This window comes from Coprococcus sp. AM11-30B (genome assembly GCF_027674365.1).
GTDB lineage: Bacteria > Bacillota > Clostridia > Lachnospirales > Lachnospiraceae > Allocoprococcus > Allocoprococcus comes.
In genome coordinates, this window is sequence record NZ_JAQDVB010000021.1 from 1 (window position 1) to 16,192 (window position 16,192).

General features: G+C 43.5%; 17 protein-coding genes. 14 read left to right on the plus strand and 3 right to left on the minus strand.

Annotated elements, in window-relative coordinates; translation table 11 throughout:
• Positions 1 to 68 precede the first annotated feature (68 nt).
• The 11 genes from PGU50_RS13510 (at position 69) to PGU50_RS13560 (ending at position 8,479) form a co-directional block, all read left to right on the plus strand.
• Positions 69 to 905, plus strand: coding sequence for an MBL fold metallo-hydrolase (locus PGU50_RS13510; RefSeq protein ID WP_270247191.1), 837 nt, complete (start codon positions 69 to 71; stop codon positions 903 to 905).
• A gap of 336 nt (positions 906 to 1,241) precedes the next feature.
• Positions 1,242 to 1,457 (plus strand): FeoA family protein, encoded by a 216-nt coding sequence (locus PGU50_RS13515; RefSeq protein ID WP_008370804.1) that lies wholly within the window; start codon positions 1,242 to 1,244, stop codon positions 1,455 to 1,457.
• Between the two features lie 189 nt (positions 1,458 to 1,646).
• On the plus strand, positions 1,647 to 2,408 hold the full coding sequence (locus PGU50_RS13520) for a hypothetical protein (RefSeq protein ID WP_270247192.1): 762 nt from the start codon (positions 1,647 to 1,649) through the stop codon (positions 2,406 to 2,408).
• Between the two features lie 100 nt (positions 2,409 to 2,508).
• Complete coding sequence (yqfC, locus tag PGU50_RS13525; RefSeq protein WP_022219963.1) at positions 2,509 to 2,751, plus strand: sporulation protein YqfC; 243 nt, start codon at positions 2,509 to 2,511, stop codon at positions 2,749 to 2,751.
• 15 nt (positions 2,752 to 2,766) lie between these two features.
• A complete protein-coding gene (locus tag PGU50_RS13530; protein ID WP_182420282.1) occupies positions 2,767 to 4,017 on the plus strand; it encodes a sporulation protein YqfD in 1,251 nt (416 codons plus the stop codon).
• Between the two features lie 3 nt (positions 4,018 to 4,020).
• The gene (locus PGU50_RS13535; RefSeq protein ID WP_270247193.1) at positions 4,021 to 5,028 is read left to right on the plus strand and encodes a PhoH family protein; all 1,008 of its coding nucleotides are present in this window, start codon (positions 4,021 to 4,023) and stop codon (positions 5,026 to 5,028) included.
• Positions 5,025 to 5,519, plus strand: a complete 495-nt coding sequence (ybeY, locus tag PGU50_RS13540; RefSeq protein ID WP_173685450.1) for an rRNA maturation RNase YbeY — start codon at positions 5,025 to 5,027, stop codon at positions 5,517 to 5,519. The genes PGU50_RS13535 and ybeY overlap by 4 nt, the downstream gene beginning before the upstream one ends.
• A 23-nt stretch (positions 5,520 to 5,542) precedes the next feature.
• Positions 5,543 to 7,213, plus strand: a complete 1,671-nt coding sequence (locus PGU50_RS13545) for a putative polysaccharide biosynthesis protein (RefSeq protein WP_118219038.1) — start codon at positions 5,543 to 5,545, stop codon at positions 7,211 to 7,213.
• Between the two features lie 95 nt (positions 7,214 to 7,308).
• Positions 7,309 to 7,671, plus strand: a complete 363-nt coding sequence (locus tag PGU50_RS13550) for a hypothetical protein (protein WP_055296647.1) — start codon at positions 7,309 to 7,311, stop codon at positions 7,669 to 7,671.
• Positions 7,672 to 7,722: 51 nt separating this feature from the next.
• Complete coding sequence (locus PGU50_RS13555) at positions 7,723 to 7,944, plus strand: DUF896 domain-containing protein (protein WP_008370794.1); 222 nt, start codon at positions 7,723 to 7,725, stop codon at positions 7,942 to 7,944.
• Positions 7,922 to 8,479 carry a 5-formyltetrahydrofolate cyclo-ligase gene (locus PGU50_RS13560; protein WP_270247194.1) on the plus strand — a complete coding sequence of 186 codons (558 nt, stop codon included), beginning with the start codon at positions 7,922 to 7,924 and terminating at the stop codon, positions 8,477 to 8,479. The genes PGU50_RS13555 and PGU50_RS13560 overlap by 23 nt, the downstream gene beginning before the upstream one ends.
• Before the next feature lie 127 nt (positions 8,480 to 8,606).
• Here the strand turns inward: PGU50_RS13560 and PGU50_RS13565 are convergent, their stop codons facing one another.
• Positions 8,607 to 9,086, minus strand: a complete 480-nt coding sequence (locus tag PGU50_RS13565) for an S-ribosylhomocysteine lyase (RefSeq protein WP_117558667.1) — start codon at positions 9,084 to 9,086, stop codon at positions 8,607 to 8,609.
• A 395-nt stretch (positions 9,087 to 9,481) separates the two neighbouring features.
• Here PGU50_RS13565 and PGU50_RS13570 point away from each other — a divergent pair, with 395 nt between their 5' ends.
• On the plus strand, positions 9,482 to 10,114 hold the full coding sequence (locus PGU50_RS13570; RefSeq protein ID WP_055248837.1) for a histidine phosphatase family protein: 633 nt from the start codon (positions 9,482 to 9,484) through the stop codon (positions 10,112 to 10,114).
• Positions 10,115 to 10,269: 155 nt separating this feature from the next.
• Here PGU50_RS13570 and PGU50_RS13575 read toward each other — a convergent pair whose 3' ends face one another.
• On the minus strand, positions 10,270 to 11,271 hold the full coding sequence (locus PGU50_RS13575) for a LacI family DNA-binding transcriptional regulator (RefSeq protein WP_270247195.1): 1,002 nt from the start codon (positions 11,269 to 11,271) through the stop codon (positions 10,270 to 10,272).
• A gap of 208 nt (positions 11,272 to 11,479) precedes the next feature.
• Between PGU50_RS13575 and PGU50_RS13580 the strand changes: the two genes are divergently transcribed.
• Entirely contained in the window at positions 11,480 to 12,763 is a 1,284-nt protein-coding gene (locus PGU50_RS13580) for a galactokinase (RefSeq protein ID WP_270205062.1), read from the plus strand.
• Between the two features lie 142 nt (positions 12,764 to 12,905).
• Positions 12,906 to 14,396 carry a UDP-glucose--hexose-1-phosphate uridylyltransferase gene (galT, locus tag PGU50_RS13585; RefSeq protein WP_270247196.1) on the plus strand — a complete coding sequence of 497 codons (1,491 nt, stop codon included), beginning with the start codon at positions 12,906 to 12,908 and terminating at the stop codon, positions 14,394 to 14,396.
• Between the two features lie 143 nt (positions 14,397 to 14,539).
• On the opposite strand, the gene PGU50_RS13590 is transcribed toward galT, so the two are convergent.
• Positions 14,540 to 16,180: an ABC-F family ATP-binding cassette domain-containing protein gene (locus PGU50_RS13590; RefSeq protein WP_022220629.1), complete on the minus strand. Its 1,641-nt coding sequence runs from the start codon at positions 16,178 to 16,180 to the stop codon at positions 14,540 to 14,542.
• Between the last annotated feature and the right edge of the window lie 12 nt (positions 16,181 to 16,192).

Consider the following 16,192-nt stretch of genomic DNA (forward strand, 5'->3'; position numbering starts at 1 on the left):
TCGTTGAAGTAGGAATGAAACATAGAAGTTTGTAACTTTTTATAAGTTTTCAGTAACGGCTGATTCATATGAAGATGGTAGTATTAGTAGAAAACAGTTCCAGATGCAGACTTTGTGCAGAACATGGGCTGTCGGTTTATATCGAATATGAGGGAAAGACGTACCTTCTGGATACTGGCGCAACAGCGCTCTTTGCAGAAAATGCAAAGGAGCTGGGGATTGATCTTTCGAAAGTAGATACGGCGTTTTTATCCCATGCACATTATGACCACAGTGGCGGTTTTGAGGAGTTTTTTAAGGAGAATGACAAAGCAGCGGTCTATATGCAGGAGATGTCTGATGAGAATTGCTTTTACCGGACAGAAGGAAAAGAGAAATATATTGGAATTCCGCAGCATCTTCTGGAAAATTATAAAGAGCGGTTCCGTCCGTTAAATGCAGTATGTGAAGTTGAAAAAGGCGTCTGGGTCGTACCGCATTTTACCGGCGGTCTGGATGAGATGGGACGCAGGGCACACATGTACCGGAAAATCGGTGAAGAGTTTATTGCAGATGATTTTGCACATGAGCAGAGTGTGGTTTTTGAGACGGGAAAAGGACTGGTGATATTTAATAGCTGTTCCCATGGGGGAATTGTCAATATTGTGCGAGAAGTGCAGATGGCACTCGGCGGGCAAAAGGTCTATGCGGTTGTCGGTGGATTCCATATGATGAAGCTTTCGGGCATGGATACACTTGCCATACCAGAGGAAGAGGTTGTGGAAACTGCGCAGGAATTGAAAGGGCTTGGCGTAGAGGAAATCTATACCGGTCACTGTACCGGAAATATTGCATTCAGGATTCTGAAAAAAGAACTTGGCGAAATGGTACATGCACTTGGAACAGGGGAAACGGTGGTATTTTAAATGAAGGAAGCCCCAGGATTTATCACGGGTAATGAGTTGATAGATTCTGGGGCTTTTGTCTTGTTACATTGCTTCTTTTATGAGTATGACTTCAGGTTCGGTCATTGCATAAGCATCCAGAACTTCATCCAGCTCGTCTGCCTTGATCAGATTTTCTTCCAGGACCAGCTTATAGTGAGGGTGATAAAACAGAAGTTGAATTCTGAAAATAATTGTTAAATATGGCTATTGAATGGAATTGTGTATATAATAACTAAAAAACATTGTCGTTGACTAACCAATATGAAAGCGAGTATACTGTAGTAAAGTCAAAGGAGAAAAAAAGAAGGTGTAAAAATGCAGGCATTATCAACAGCTGTTCCGGGAAAATGGTACACGATCAAATGGATGTTCGGAGTACCGGAGGTGCTGGAAAAATTAAAGGAATTCAAAATCAAAGAGGGCAGCGAAATCCATGTGATCCAGAATGATGCCAGTGGTATGATGATTATAGCATCTGACCAGAAGCGGTTCGCTATCAGCCAGGATGCCGCCGCGAGAATTCAAGTATAACAAAGAAATGAAAAATCGATCTTACAATCACAGGAAAAGTAGGATCGATTTTTTTGTATATCCGGATCATGAAGGAGCCAGTCTGTTCGATTTTATAAAGTTTTCACAGAATAACGGATTGTTTTCAGCTGCGATTGAAGATATAATACATTTATGTAACAAAATAGAAGCGCGAAAGAGGGAAAACAAATGTTAGAAATTATTTGTCTTATATGGCTTTGGCGTGTGAATGGAAAGCACGCGATAGAAAGAGGACAGAATCCAAAAAAATATCGTGCATTGACACTGGGATTGTGGTTTGGCCTTGAATTTACCGGTACTTTTGTCGGAGCCTGGCTGATGCAGCTTTTGAATGCTGGTGATAATGCATTTTACGGGGCATATGTTTTTGGAATTATCGGAGCTGCAATTGGTGGTTTCACTTCTTACTGGGTTGCAAAAAAAGCACCGATGGGAAATTACAGACCAGAAGACCAGCCAAATGGATGGAATAATCAGTCAGGTGGATGGAATCAGAGCCAGAACGGCTGGGACAATCAGCAAAATGGATGGAACCAGAATCAGAACAGCTGGGATAATCAGCAAAATGGATGGAACCAGAATCAGAATGTCTGGAACAATCAACAGAATGTCTGGGAACAGCCACAGCAGGAACCGGATTGCCTTTTTGCTCCGGCAACGATCCATATTATCGAAGAAGAGGGCGGTTATACCGGCGGACAGGATGCATTTTTCTTAAATGGCAGACCCATCTGTTCTCTGCGGCCGGGCAGTGAATATACCTTTACAACTTACGCAAAGAAGAATGTGCTTACGATTGGCAGACCGACACCGGAACTGTCAGATGATACAACGGCATTAAAGTTTATTGCCGGAGAAAAAGGTCAGATCGAAATTCATGCATGTGCGGGAAGACTGCTCCCGGGAAAATTCAGCAATTATACAGCATAGGAATATTATGTGGTTCTGAAGCATACACTGTCAACAAAACGGTATATGCGGCAATATGAGACAGAGATCCGAACAAGAAGACGGGACACGAAGGTATCGCATGGCAGATGCAGCAAATTTGCCGAAGGATGTGGTGCTGGGTGTCCCGATTCTGACTCTTACAGGGCATTATGAAGTGAATATAGAGAATTACCGTGGAATTCTGGAATATACCGAACAGCTGATCCGTATAAATGTACGTAGCGGACAGATTCGCATCACAGGGAAATCACTTGAGATCAACTACTATACAACAACCGATATGAAGATTACCGGAAAGGTAGAGAAAATTGAGTATTCTTAGGAAGGGATGACGAAGATGCTGCGATATATTCTGAATAATCTTGCCGGATACCTGCGCATCAGAGTCGAAGGATATTCACCGGAACGTTTTTTAAATCTTTGCTGTTATCATGGGATTTTTCTCTGGAATCTGAGACCGGCAAAAGGGGCATATGAGATGAATATCCGCGTCCGGGATTTCCGCAGACTGCGACCAATGGTCAGGAAGAGCAGGGCAAAGGTACGGATCATCCAGAAAAGAGGAGTCCCGTTTTTTATACATAAATACCGTGGACGGAAGCTTTTTTTTACAGGATCGGTCATCGCAATCTGTCTGATCTTTCTGCTTTCTTCTTTTATATGGAGGATTCAGATTGATGGAAACCTTGCAAGGACAGATGAGGTTTTGCTTTCTTTTCTGACGGAAAAAGGAATTGCCTGTGGAATGGCAAAAAAGAATGTAGACTGTGACCGGATTGAAAAAGATATTCGTATGGAATACGACGATATTATCTGGGTTTCAGCCTATGTTCATGGGAGTTGTCTGAAGATTAAAGTCAGGGAGAATCCTGACCGGAAGGAGCTGCAGACAGAAGCTGAGGCGGAAGCGCCGATGGATATTGTGGCAGAAGCGGACGGGATCATTCAGAAGATCATTACACGAAAAGGGAATCCGCTTGTCCGGGAAGGCAGTGAGGTAAAAAAAGGAGAGATCCTTGTGAGTGGAAGTGTGGAAGTAAAGAATGATTCAGATGAGGTGACAGGATACCAGTACCGGGTATCGGATGCAGACATAATAGCACAGACAACGGTTGCGTATACAGATATTCTTGACAGGCTGCATCCGGTATGGAAAGATACCGGCAAGAAGAGCTGGAGGTTCTGGATAGAAACACCGGGAAGGCTGTATCTTTTTGGCAGGCGGGAGCTACCTTACCCGGAATATAATGCGCTGACCTGCAGATATACCCTGTATTTGGAGAGACACTTTCCATTTCCGGTCTCGGTAAGAGTTGAACGGAGCAAAGAGAGCAGAAAAGAGGAGATTTCTTATACAGACAGGCAAGCAAGAGAAATTCTGTCCTATAATTTTGAGAAGTTTTGCGCCCGATTAGAGAAAAAAGGGGTTCAAATTTCAGAGAATGATGTTAAAATATACAGGGAGACGAACCGGTATTCGGCAAAGGGGAAACTGGTTTTATCCGGACCGTTCGGAATTGTACAAAAAGGAACGGTACATGAACTGCCGAAGGCAGATGCAGAAAATATACAGCAGGAAGGAAACTGATTTATGGGAATTCTTGAGACCATGATAGACATACCGGCTGAACATGAAAAAAATGTGTTTGGCCAGTTCGATATATTTGCAAAAAAAATTGAGAGAGCTTTACATGTTACACTGATCGCGCGAAATGGAAAGGTGAAAGTCCTTGGAGAAGAAAAGAATGTAGAGAGGGCGCAGCAGGTATTGTCGCAGCTTACCGAGCTTTCCAGGCGCGGGAACATGATCCAGGAGCAGAATGTAGACTATGTCCTGTCCCTTACGATGGAAGACAGCGCGGAAGATATTTTGACAATTGATAAAGACCTGATCTGTCATACACTTCAGGGAAAGCCAATCAAACCAAAGACGCTCGGACAGAAGAAATATGTGGATGCGATTCGGGAAAAGATGATCACCTTTGGTCTTGGCCCTGCCGGAACCGGTAAAACTTATCTGGCGATGGCAATGGCAATCACGGCGTTCAAACGCAATGAAGTGGGGCGTATCATTCTGACACGTCCGGCAATTGAAGCAGGAGAAAAGCTTGGCTTTTTGCCGGGAGATCTGCAGAGCAAGATCGATCCATATTTAAGACCACTTTATGATGCACTCTATCAGATCATGGGAGCAGAAAGTTTTATCAAGAATTCAGAAAAAGGGCTGATCGAGGTTGCGCCTCTTGCCTATATGCGAGGCAGAACCCTTGACAACGCTTTTATTATTCTGGATGAGGCACAGAATACCACACCGGCGCAGATGAAGATGTTCCTGACACGTATTGGTTTTGGATCCAAAGTCGTGATCACTGGAGACTCTACACAGAAAGACCTTCCGGCAGGACAGACATCCGGACTTGATGTGGCAGTGAGTGTAGTCAAGAATCTGGAAGATATTTCGATTTGCCGTCTGACCAGCCGGGATGTTGTCAGACATCCGCTGGTACAGCGAATTGTTAAAGCATACGAGGAATATGAGCAGAAGCAGGAACAGAAAAAATCCCACACTAGAGACAGAAAGAAACGAGGAACAAGATGAGACTATTTTTAGAGGATGAGGGAGCATTGGATTTAAAGCTGCCTTATGAAGAACTGGCGACAAAAGTTGCAGATGCAGTCCTGGATTATGAGAAGTGTCCATACGAGGCGCAGGTAGAACTTCTTCTTACGATGAATGAGGAGATCCGACAGATGAACCTGGAATTTCGCGGAATCGACCGTGCAACAGATGTCCTGTCATTTCCGATGACGGAATTCCCGTCACCGGCTGATTATGCATATCTGGATACAGATGACAGTTCATTTGATCCGGAGACCGGAGAACTGATGCTCGGCAATATTGTGATTTCCAAAGAGCGCGCAAAGGAACAGGCAGAAGAATATGGCCATTCGGTAGAACGTGAATTTGCTTTCCTTATTGCGCACAGTATGTTGCACTTGTTAGGTTATGACCATATGGAAGATGAAGAACGGCTCGTGATGGAAAAGAAACAGCGGGAAGTTCTGGAGATACTGGGAATTACAAGATAGATAAAAGTATGAGGTTTTAACGTATGGGTAAAAAGAAAAAATCAAAGGGCGGCAGTTTTCTGATGCAGGGAAGCATCCTTGCGGCAGCCGGCATTATCACAAAGATCATCGGGGCAGTATACCGGATCCCGATGCTCAATATTATGGGGCTTAAAGGACAGGGCTATTATGATATGGCATTTCAGGTGTATTCTATTGCTCTGATCATTTCGTCTTACAGTCTGCCGGTTGCGGTATCAAAGCTGGTGTCTCTCAAAATGGCGGCAGGAGAGCGGAAAAATGCATTCAGGGTATTGAAGGCATCACTGATCATAGCTACGCTATCTGGTGTCACGATCATGGTGATCGTATTTTTTGGAGCAGAGGCGATCGCAGAATATCTGATGGGAGCCAAAATGAGCTGCTATTCTTTGAAGGTGCTTGCTCCCGGACTCCTGATTTGTGCGATTATGGCAGTTTTTCGTGGCTATTTCCAGGGGATGGGAACAATGATCCCGACTGCAATTTCGCAGATCATTGAACAGCTTCTCAATGCGATTGTCAGTGTTGTAGGTGCAGCCGTTCTTCTGGAAAATGGAAAACAGATGGCTAAGGTGCAGGGGAATAACCTTTTAGGACCAGCCTATTCCGCAGCAGGAGGGACACTTGGTACAGTAGCCGGTGCGCTGCTCGGTCTGCTGTTCTTACTGTTCTGCTATGTGGCATTCCGCAAGCCGATGATGCGGCAGATGAAGCGGGACACCTCGAAAGAACTGGATGATTACCGTGCGATTTTCAAACTCCTGATTCTGACGATCGCACCGATCATTTTAAGTACAACAATTTATAACAGTGCAAATGTTATTGACAGTGCAATGTTCAATAAGATCATGGGTGCACAGGGAACTAGTGAGGCGGTCTGTGCAGAGCTTCTTGGTAAATTAGGACAGTATTATACCCTGTTTAACGTACCGCTTGCCGTTGCGAGTGCATTGGGATCATCTGTGATCCCGGGGCTTGTAAGCGCGGCAGAGAATCATGACAGAAGACTGTTACATAACCGGATTTACACGGTTATCCGTTATACGATGCTGATCGCGATTCCAAGCGCGTTCGGATTTTTTGCACTTGGTCAGCCGATCATGGATTTCCTGTGGCCGAATGTAGATAATGTAACACAGGGAATTATGCTGAAGATCGGAGCAATTTCTCTGGTATTTTATTCACTTTCAACCGTTACGAATACAGTGCTTCAAGGTCTGGACCGTATGATGGAACCGGTAAAAAATGCAATGGTATCCCTGATACTACATATTGTATCTCTGTTTATTATGCTTGTTATGTTCAAATGGGGCATTTATGCACTGATTGGAAGTAAGATTGTGTTCTCTTTATGCATGTGTATCATGAATGCACATGATATCCGTGAAGCATGTGGATATCTTCAGGAGAGCCGTAAGACTTTTGTTATTCCGTCTATCGCCGGAGCTGTTATGGCAATTTTGGCATGGGCAGTGCATTTCGTACTTGACACCTTCATCGGAGGAAGAATCGCAACCCTGATCGCCCTCATCGTGGCAGTAGCGGTATACGCAGTCGTTCTTCTTAAAATGGGTGGCATGTCCGAAAAAGAACTCCTCGGTCTCCCAAAAGGTCACCAAATTGTAATAGTCTGCAAAAAATGCCATTTATTAAAAGAACGCAGATATTACTAAGCTGTGGATGATTTGATATCACAAGCTAAAAATTCCCCCATAATGAATAAAATCCTCCAAGCAGACCAATACTTGTAGAAAAAGGAGTGTTCCTTATGGAAACAAGATATCATATTGGTCTTTTAACGGGGACTCTTCTGATTCTTGCAATCTTATCTTATGCATATTATGCAGATTATAATTACAGGAAAGAAATTGCAAGGACAGAACAGACGGAGCAGCAGGAAACAGAACAGACAGTCAGCACTCAGGGTGGCGCACACAAAGAAGGGGTGTATTATCTGAAAAACCGCAACGGATATGTGATTGTTTATCTGGACGACCAGACAAGTATTTATGAATATACGAATATCCGTGTCGAAGAGCTTCCGGAAGAACTGCAGAATGAGATCCGGGAGGGAAAGCGGTTAGAGGGAAAAGACAAGCTTTATGGGTTCCTGGAAAATTATTCCAGCTGATTAAAAAGATAACATTATTATATAGAAAAACAAAGAAGGGACAAAAGAAAAATGGAGACAGCAAAAATTGAACGCATTAATGAATTATATAGAAAATCAAAAGCAGAAGGACTGACAGAGAAAGAGAAAAAAGAACAGCAGATTCTCAGACGGGAATATGTAGATGCATTCAAAAGAAATCTTCGTGGACAACTTAATAACATTTCAATCAAGGAGAAGGATGGATCCATTACAAATCTGGGTGAGAAATATGGACAGAAAAAAGGAAATTAGAGCAAAAATTCTGAAAATGAGACAGGCACTTCCAAAAGAAGAGGTTCGGGAGAAGAGCCTGCGGATCATAAGACGCATTGAAGAGACAGAGACATTTAAAAATGCAGACAACCTTCTTGCGTATATTGATTTTCGTGGAGAGGTGGCAACCGGAACACTGATCGAGAAGGCATGGGAGCTTGGAAAAAAGGTCTATGTGCCACGGGTAGCGGGAAAAGAGATGGAGTTTTATCGGATACATTCTTTTGAGGATCTGGAAAAGGGGACTTATGGCATCCAGGAGCCGAAAAAAGAATGCCCTGTTTATGAAGCCGGAGAAGGGCAGACTACACTGGCAATCCTGCCGGGAAGTGTTTTTGATGAAAAAAAGAACCGTGTCGGTTATGGCGGTGGATTTTATGATCGTTATTTTGAAAAACGGAAAGATATCTGCCGGATCGCAGCTGCTTATGAAATGCAGATCGTAGAAGAAATTGAGACCGAAGAATTTGATCTTCCGGCAGATTATGTTACAACGGAAGAGAGGTTCTGGTAGAAATTCCGGAAGTGTATCATAGAGAGTTTTGATTGAAAACAGGAATGGGAGCAAACATACAGGAACATTTGAAGAAAATCAATGGATAGTATGTTTGACTCCCATTTTCAGGTTCATATAGTAAGGCTTATTCAGGATAAACCAGCTGTTTTTCTGTAATATTTTCCAGAACCTCAGTCAGATATCTTTTTGCCATATAATTTGCCATCGGAAGGTTCATGTCCAGATAGTTTCCGCAGTCTTTTGCAGCAGCTCCCGGTACGTCCCCATTGAAGTCTGCGATAAAAGCAAACATTTCTTTCATCAGTGGAACGATATCTTTTGATTCATAATCACCTACAAGAAGAAGGTAGAAGCCGGTACGGCATCCCATTGGTCCAAAGTAAAGTGTTTTTGATGCGTAGTCCCTGTGATTACGAAGGAAGGTTGCACCAAGATGTTCGATGGTGTGAACCTCTGCAGTATTCATAACCGGTTCTTCATTCGGATTGGTCATGCGGATATCAAAGGTTGTAATGACCTGTTCGCCGGCACAATCCTTACGTGAGACGTAAAGCCCAGGAACAAGCTTCAAATGGTCTATTGTGAAACTGGTAATTTTCTCCATAATCAAGTATCTCCTTTTTTGTACTACGTTTATTATAAGATACCAGGGTAAAAAGGTCAGAAAGCCGATGCAAGCTTGCTTGCAAGAGGTTTTTGACATCTTGACCCGCCAAAAACATGAGTAAGTAGCCATTTTTCAAAGAAAAATGAGCGGATTACGAATGTTTTTGAGGATTGCGAGAGTGCAAAGCACGTAGCAATCTGGTATCAAATAGGTCAAAATACCTTTTGACCCCAACATCATTATAACTGTCATAAAGTTTAATAACAAGCCTTTTGGTGGAAGAAAGGTGAAAAATGTGCTATAATCGTTACTGTTAACTCCCGTGCCAATCGCTATGCTGACTGACACGGAGGATGCGTGTGTTTTTAATGATAGCAGGAGGAAGCTAAGAGATGAAAATATATATGATCCGTCATGGAGAGACGGACTGGAATAAAAAAAGAAAATTACAGGGACAGGTGGATATTCCACTGAATGAATTTGGAAAACTACTTGCAAAAGAGACGGCTCCGGCACTCGCAGATGTTCCATTTGCGGTCTGTTACACAAGCCCGCTGAAAAGGGCGGCAGAGACGGCACGGCTCGTCCTGGGGGACAGGGAGGTTCCGATCGTTCCGGATAAGCGGATCCAGGAGATGAGCTTTGGAGAATTTGAGGGACTTTGCTGCAGGGAAGAGGGATGGAATATTCCGGATCCGGGATTTCGCAACTTTTTTAATGCACCGGAAGTGTACCAGCCGCCAAAAGGAGGGGAATCCTTTGAAGAAGTGCGTGCACGTCTGAATAATTTTCTGGAAGAGCTTTATCAGAAAGAAGAGCTTCAGGATAAAAATGTACTTTTATCCACACATGGTGCAGCACTTTGCGGGATTCTGAGCCTGATGAAAGGTCTGCCGATTTCCGGGTACTGGCAGCAGGGGGTACATAAGAACTGTGCGGTATCAATTGCGGAAGTGAAAGATGGGAAAATAGAAATTTTACAGGAAAATGTGACTTATTATCAAGAGTCAGTGCAGGACTGGTAGAAAGTTATTTGATGTCCTAAAGGCTTTCTGATAAATTGCTTAATAAAAAAACTCCCATCCGGAGAAATGTGAGCTAATTATAACTCATTTCTTCTCCGGATGGGAGCTTTTTGATGTTTGACAAAATTCATTGGTATATTTAGACAGATAAGGAGCTATTTTTCAATCGCTTTACACGAATTCCGGACAACCAGCTTACACGGCAGTTTGATCTTAAGTGCAGGCCCCGGATGCTCCCTCAGGAGATGCTGCAGAATAGAAGCTCCGTACATTCCCATATGATAAGCTGGCACACTGACCGTTGTCAGCGGTGGAGCAGAAAACTGTGCCATATTGATATCATCAAAGCCTACGATGGAAATATCCTCCGGAACACGGATCCCGTGTTCGGTAAAGGCTTTGATCGCACCAAAAGCGATCGGATCGCTTGCTGCAAAGATCGCCGTCGGCAGCTTGCCGCCGTTGATCAGATTGCATGCCATCTCATAACCGGAAGAAATCTGGAAGACACCCTCTTGGATATAAGGCTCATAAATCAAATCGTGTGCATCACAGTAATCAATAAAGACTTTTTTTCGGTAATCCGGATAGAGATGGTTTTCACCGATATATTCTTTTCCGGTAAAGAAACCAATCTCCCGGTGCCCGATCCCGGTCAGATAATCCAGAGCTTCTGTAACTGCTTCGCCGAAATCCGGAATGATCGTGGAAATCCGGTCATCGTTTACCGGCATATCTAGGAACAGGATGCACGAATTCATCTCATACAGATAAGAAATTTCCTCCTGACTGAATTTGCCGATACAGATCAGACAGTCTACATCCTTCAGAACGTCCATGTAATTGATGTCGCTTTTGTAGGTACGCACAATCTGGATATTGTGTGAGAGGCAGTAATCTTCAATTCCCTGACGGATCAGAAGATAATAATTATCCTCCAGTTCTTGCTGGGAAGAGAACCACTGAATGATCCCAAGGGTAAAAAGTGATTTGACAGAAGGACGTCCGCGCTTTACATAATGCAGCTCTCTTGCAGTATCCAGTACTTTCTGTCGGGTTTCCGGTGAGACATTGAGCGTCTCATCATTATTCAGTATACGTGAAACTGCTGCGGCAGAAACACCGGCAGCAGAAGCAATATCTTTGATTGTTGCCATAAGCGGCCCCCTTGTTAAAAAATTTCTGATTCTTCTATTATAACAGAGGAGTAAAAAAATGGAAAGTGAAAGAATTATGTAGAACTGTACAAAAATTCACTAGTAAATTTATTAAAATATTTAGTAAATATATATTGCAAATTTACTAAATATATTTTATAATACAATTATCAAAGCAGAATCGAAAATGTATTTGGAGGAAATGAAGATGAAACAGCTTACAAAACTTATGGAAGAAATGAAACAGGGTGTGTACCGTGATACATTAAAAGATATTTATATTGATGAAAGTGTGATTGCACATCAGGAAGAACGCTATGTAAAAGCGATGGCAGAGTATCAGAAATTGTATGGGAACAGAGAAGTAGAAGTATACAGCGCACCGGGACGAAGTGAAGTTGGTGGAAATCATACAGATCATCAGCACGGAATGGTGCTTGCAACCTCTATTAATCTGGATGCGATCGCAATTGTAAATAAAAATGAAGATATGACCGTCCGTGTGGTATCTGAAGGATATGATATGATCATTATCGATGCGAATGATGTAGAAAAGGTTGACAAAGAAGAAGGGACATCTATCGGACTGATCCGTGGCGTACTTGCAGGACTGAAAGAACGCGGATACAAGATTGGTGGATTCAATGCTTATGTGACAAGTGATGTGCTGATCGGAGCAGGACTTTCCTCGTCTGCTGCATTTGAAACAATCATTGGAACCATTGTTTCCGGACTTTACAACGATATGCAGATCAGCATGGTAGAGATTGCACAGATTGGTCAGTATTCTGAAAATGTTTACTTTGGAAAGCCAAGTGGTCTGATGGACCAGACAGCCTGCGCGGTTGGTGGACTGATCCACATTGATTTCAAAGATCCAAAGGCTCCGGTTGTAGAAAAAGTAGATGTAGATTTTGAAAATCATGCATGCAGTCTGTGCATCGTAGATACCAAAGGTTCTCATCAGGATCTGACACCGGATTATGCACAGATTCCGGCGGATATGAAAGCTATTGCAACATATTTTGGAAAAGAAGTTCTCCGTGACGTAGATGAAAAAGAATTTTTTGCAGCGATCCCGGCACTCCGCGAGAAGCTTGGAGACCGTCCGGTGCTTCGGGCTATGCATTTCTTCGGTGATAATGCGAGAGTTGCAGCACAGGTTGCATCCCTTCGCGAAGGAAGATTTGAAGATTTCCTTAATATGATCAAAGCATCCGGAGATTCCTCTTTCAAATATCTTCAGAATGTATATACTAACCGTGACGTGCAGAACCAGGCAGTATCCATTGCCCTTGCAGTCAGCGAAAATGTACTCGGAAACCATGGAGTATGCCGTGTGCATGGAGGCGGATTTGCCGGAACCATTCAGGCATTTGTGAAGAATGATTTTGTAGAAGAGTACAGAAAAGCATTGGATGCAGTATTTGGAGAAGGATCCTGCCACGTATTAAAGGTTCGTAAATATGGCGGAATGAAAGTAATCGCGTAAACGAAAATATGCTAGCTGTCAAGGTTAGACATAAATACAGATTTTAGTTTGCTATCTGAATAAATAAAGGATTCGGTGTAAAAATGTGCCGCATTGAAAATGGATGGATAAAGGATGAGCAAAAAGATTTGGAGGAAGAAAAATGATCGATCAGGCAATTACAGAATTGGTTCAGTATGGATTAGATACGGGGCTTGTAGCACCGGAAGATAAAATATTTGTTACCAATCAGATTTTAGAGGCACTTGGGCTGGAGTCTTACGAGGAGATACCAGGAAGCAGGGGTGCAGAGGAGCTGGAACAGATTCTGAAGGAGATTACAGATTATGCAGTGGAAAAAGAACTGATTGCAGATTCAATCGTGTACCGGGATCTGTTTGATACAAAAATCATGGGAAAACTGGTCCCGTTACCGAGCATGGTAAGCCATAAATTCTATGAACTGTATCAGGAAGGACCGAAAAAGGCGACCGATTATTTTTACAAGCTTAGTCAGGACAGCGATTATATCCGAAGATACCGGATTAAAAAGGATCAGAAATGGATCACAGAGACACCATATGGGGAGATGGAGATCACCATCAATCTGTCCAAACCGGAAAAAGATCCGAAAGCGATCGCGGCAGCAAAAAATGCCGCGCAGAGCGGTTATCCGAAATGCCAGCTGTGTAAGGAAAATGAAGGCTACGCCGGTCGCGTCAATCATCCGGCAAGACAGAATCACCGGATCATTCCGATCAGGATCGATGGAAAAGACTGGGGATTTCAGTATTCACCGTATGTGTATTACAATGAACACTGCATCGTTTTCAACGGAGAGCATGTGCCGATGAAAATTGAGCGTGCAACCTTTGCAAAGCTGTTGGATTTTGTCAGCCAGTTTCCACACTATTTTGTTGGTTCCAATGCAGATCTTCCGATCGTAGGAGGATCGATCCTAAGCCATGATCATTTCCAGGGTGGAAATCATGAATTTGCAATGGCAAAAGCTCCGGTTATTAAAGAATATGTGATTCCGGGGTATGAAGATGTGCGCGCCGGAATGGTAAAATGGCCAATGTCTGTTATACGTCTGCAGGGCAAAGACAAAGAACGTCTGATCAGCGCAGCTGACCACATTTTAATGTGTTGGAGATCTTATACAGACGAAGCAGCATTTATCTTTGCCGAGACGAACGGAGAACCGCACAACACGATCACTCCGATCGCCAGAATCAGGGATGGGTATTTTGAGCTGGATCTTGTTCTCAGAAATAATATTACGACAGAAGAACATCCGCTTGGCGTTTACCATCCGCATGCAAAATTACATCACATCAAGAAAGAGAATATTGGTCTGATCGAGGTGATGGGACTTGCAGTGCTGCCGTCAAGACTGAAAAGTGAGATGGAACAGCTTGCAGATGCAATCCTTGAAGGAAAGGACATCCGCAGCAATGAAGTGCTTGAAAAGCATGCAGACTGGGTAGAAGAATTCCTTCCAAAATATACAGACATTACGAAAGAAAATATCATGGACATTCTCCATGAGGAAATCGGACAGGTGTTTAACCAGGTGCTGGAAGATGCCGGTGTTTATAAGCAGACAGAAGAAGGCAGGGCAGCATTTGAGCGGTTTGTTGGAAGCCTGTAATATAGAGCAAAAAAAGAATATAAAAGGATAAAAAAGGACTAAAACTCGGGTGTCGGACCGAACTTCAATTGTTCGGGGGAACTACCTGAGTTTTAGTCCTGATTTATTATATATCAGCACAAATGTACCGATAAGATAAATTCTTAGTCATCCTGTTCTTCCGTATTCAGATCCAGGATTGCCTGTCTTTTCGCAGCAGTTGCGTCAGACGCAAGATATTCATCGTAAGTTGTGATCTTGTCGATCATCTTTCCGCCCGGAAGGATTTCCATAATACGGTTTGCTGTCGTTTCAACGATCTGGTGGTCTCTTGAAGAGAACAGAAGTACGCCAGGGAACTTCTTCATTCCATTGTTGAGCGCAGTGATGGATTCCATATCTAGGTGGTCAGTAGGCTCGTCGAGGATCAGTACGTTGGCACCGGAGATCATCATCTTGGATAACAGACAGCGTACCTTTTCCCCGCCGGAAAGAACTTTAACCTTCTTTACACCGTCGTCGCCGGCGAAAAGCATTCTTCCAAGGAAACCACGTACATAGGTAACATCCTTTTCTTCCGAATACTGAGTCAGCCATTCTACGATGGTATCGTCATTGTCAAATTCTTTTCCGCTGTCTTTCGGGAAATATGCCTGTGTAGTGGTGATTCCCCATTTATAAGTACCTTCATCCGGCTCCATTTCTCCGATCAGGATCTGGAAGAGAACAGTTTTGGCAAATTCATTTCCACCGACAAATGCAACTTTGTCGTCCCGGTTCAGTGTGAAGGAAAGATTGTCCAGGATTTTTTCCCCGTTGATGGTTTTGGATAAGCCTTCGACCATCAGAACTTCATTACCGATCTCGCGGTTCGGTTTGAAATCGATGTAAGGGTATTTACGGCTGGATGGGCGGATCTCATCAAGCTGGATCTTTTCCAGGGCGCGCTTACGGGAAGTTGCCTGACGGGACTTGGACGCATTGGCGCTGAACCGGGAAATAAAGTCCTGTAACTCCTTGATCTTTTCTTCTTTTTTCTTGTTGGCTTCTTTCATCTGACGGATCAGCAGCTGGCTGGATTCGTACCAGAAGTCGTAATTACCGGCGTAGAGCTGGATCTTACCGTAATCGATATCGGCAATCTGTGTGCAGACCTTATTCAGGAAATAACGGTCATGGGAAACAACAATAACGGTATTGTCAAAGTTGATCAGGAATTCTTCCAGCCATGCGATCGCATCCAGATCCAGGTGGTTGGTAGGCTCATCCAGAAGAAGAATATCCGGATTACCAAAAAGTGCCTGTGCAAGAAGGACTTTGACCTTCTGTGCACCGGTCAGCTCGCTCATCATATTGTAGTGAAGCTCTGTCTCAATTCCAAGTCCGTTCAGAAGAGATGCGGCATCAGATTCTGCTTCCCATCCGTTCAGGGTTGCAAATTCTGCTTCCAGTTCACTTGCCTTGATCCCGTCCTCGTCTGTGAAATCTTCTTTGGCATAGATCACTTCTTTTTCCTTCATGATCTCGTAAAGACGGGCATTTCCCATGATTACAGTATCAAGAACCGGATACTGGTCGTATTTGAAGTGGTCCTGCTGTAAGAAAGAAAGACGCTCACCTGGTGTGAGGATGACTTCTCCGCTGGTCGGCTCAAGCTGCCCGGAAAGGATCTTAAGAAATGTAGATTTTCCGGCCCCGTTCGCTCCGATCAGACCGTAGCAGTTGCCTTCTGTAAATTTGATATTTACATCTTCAAACAAGGCTTTCTTCCCTACGCGGAGGGTGATATTACTTGTACTAATCATAAAAATTCTCCT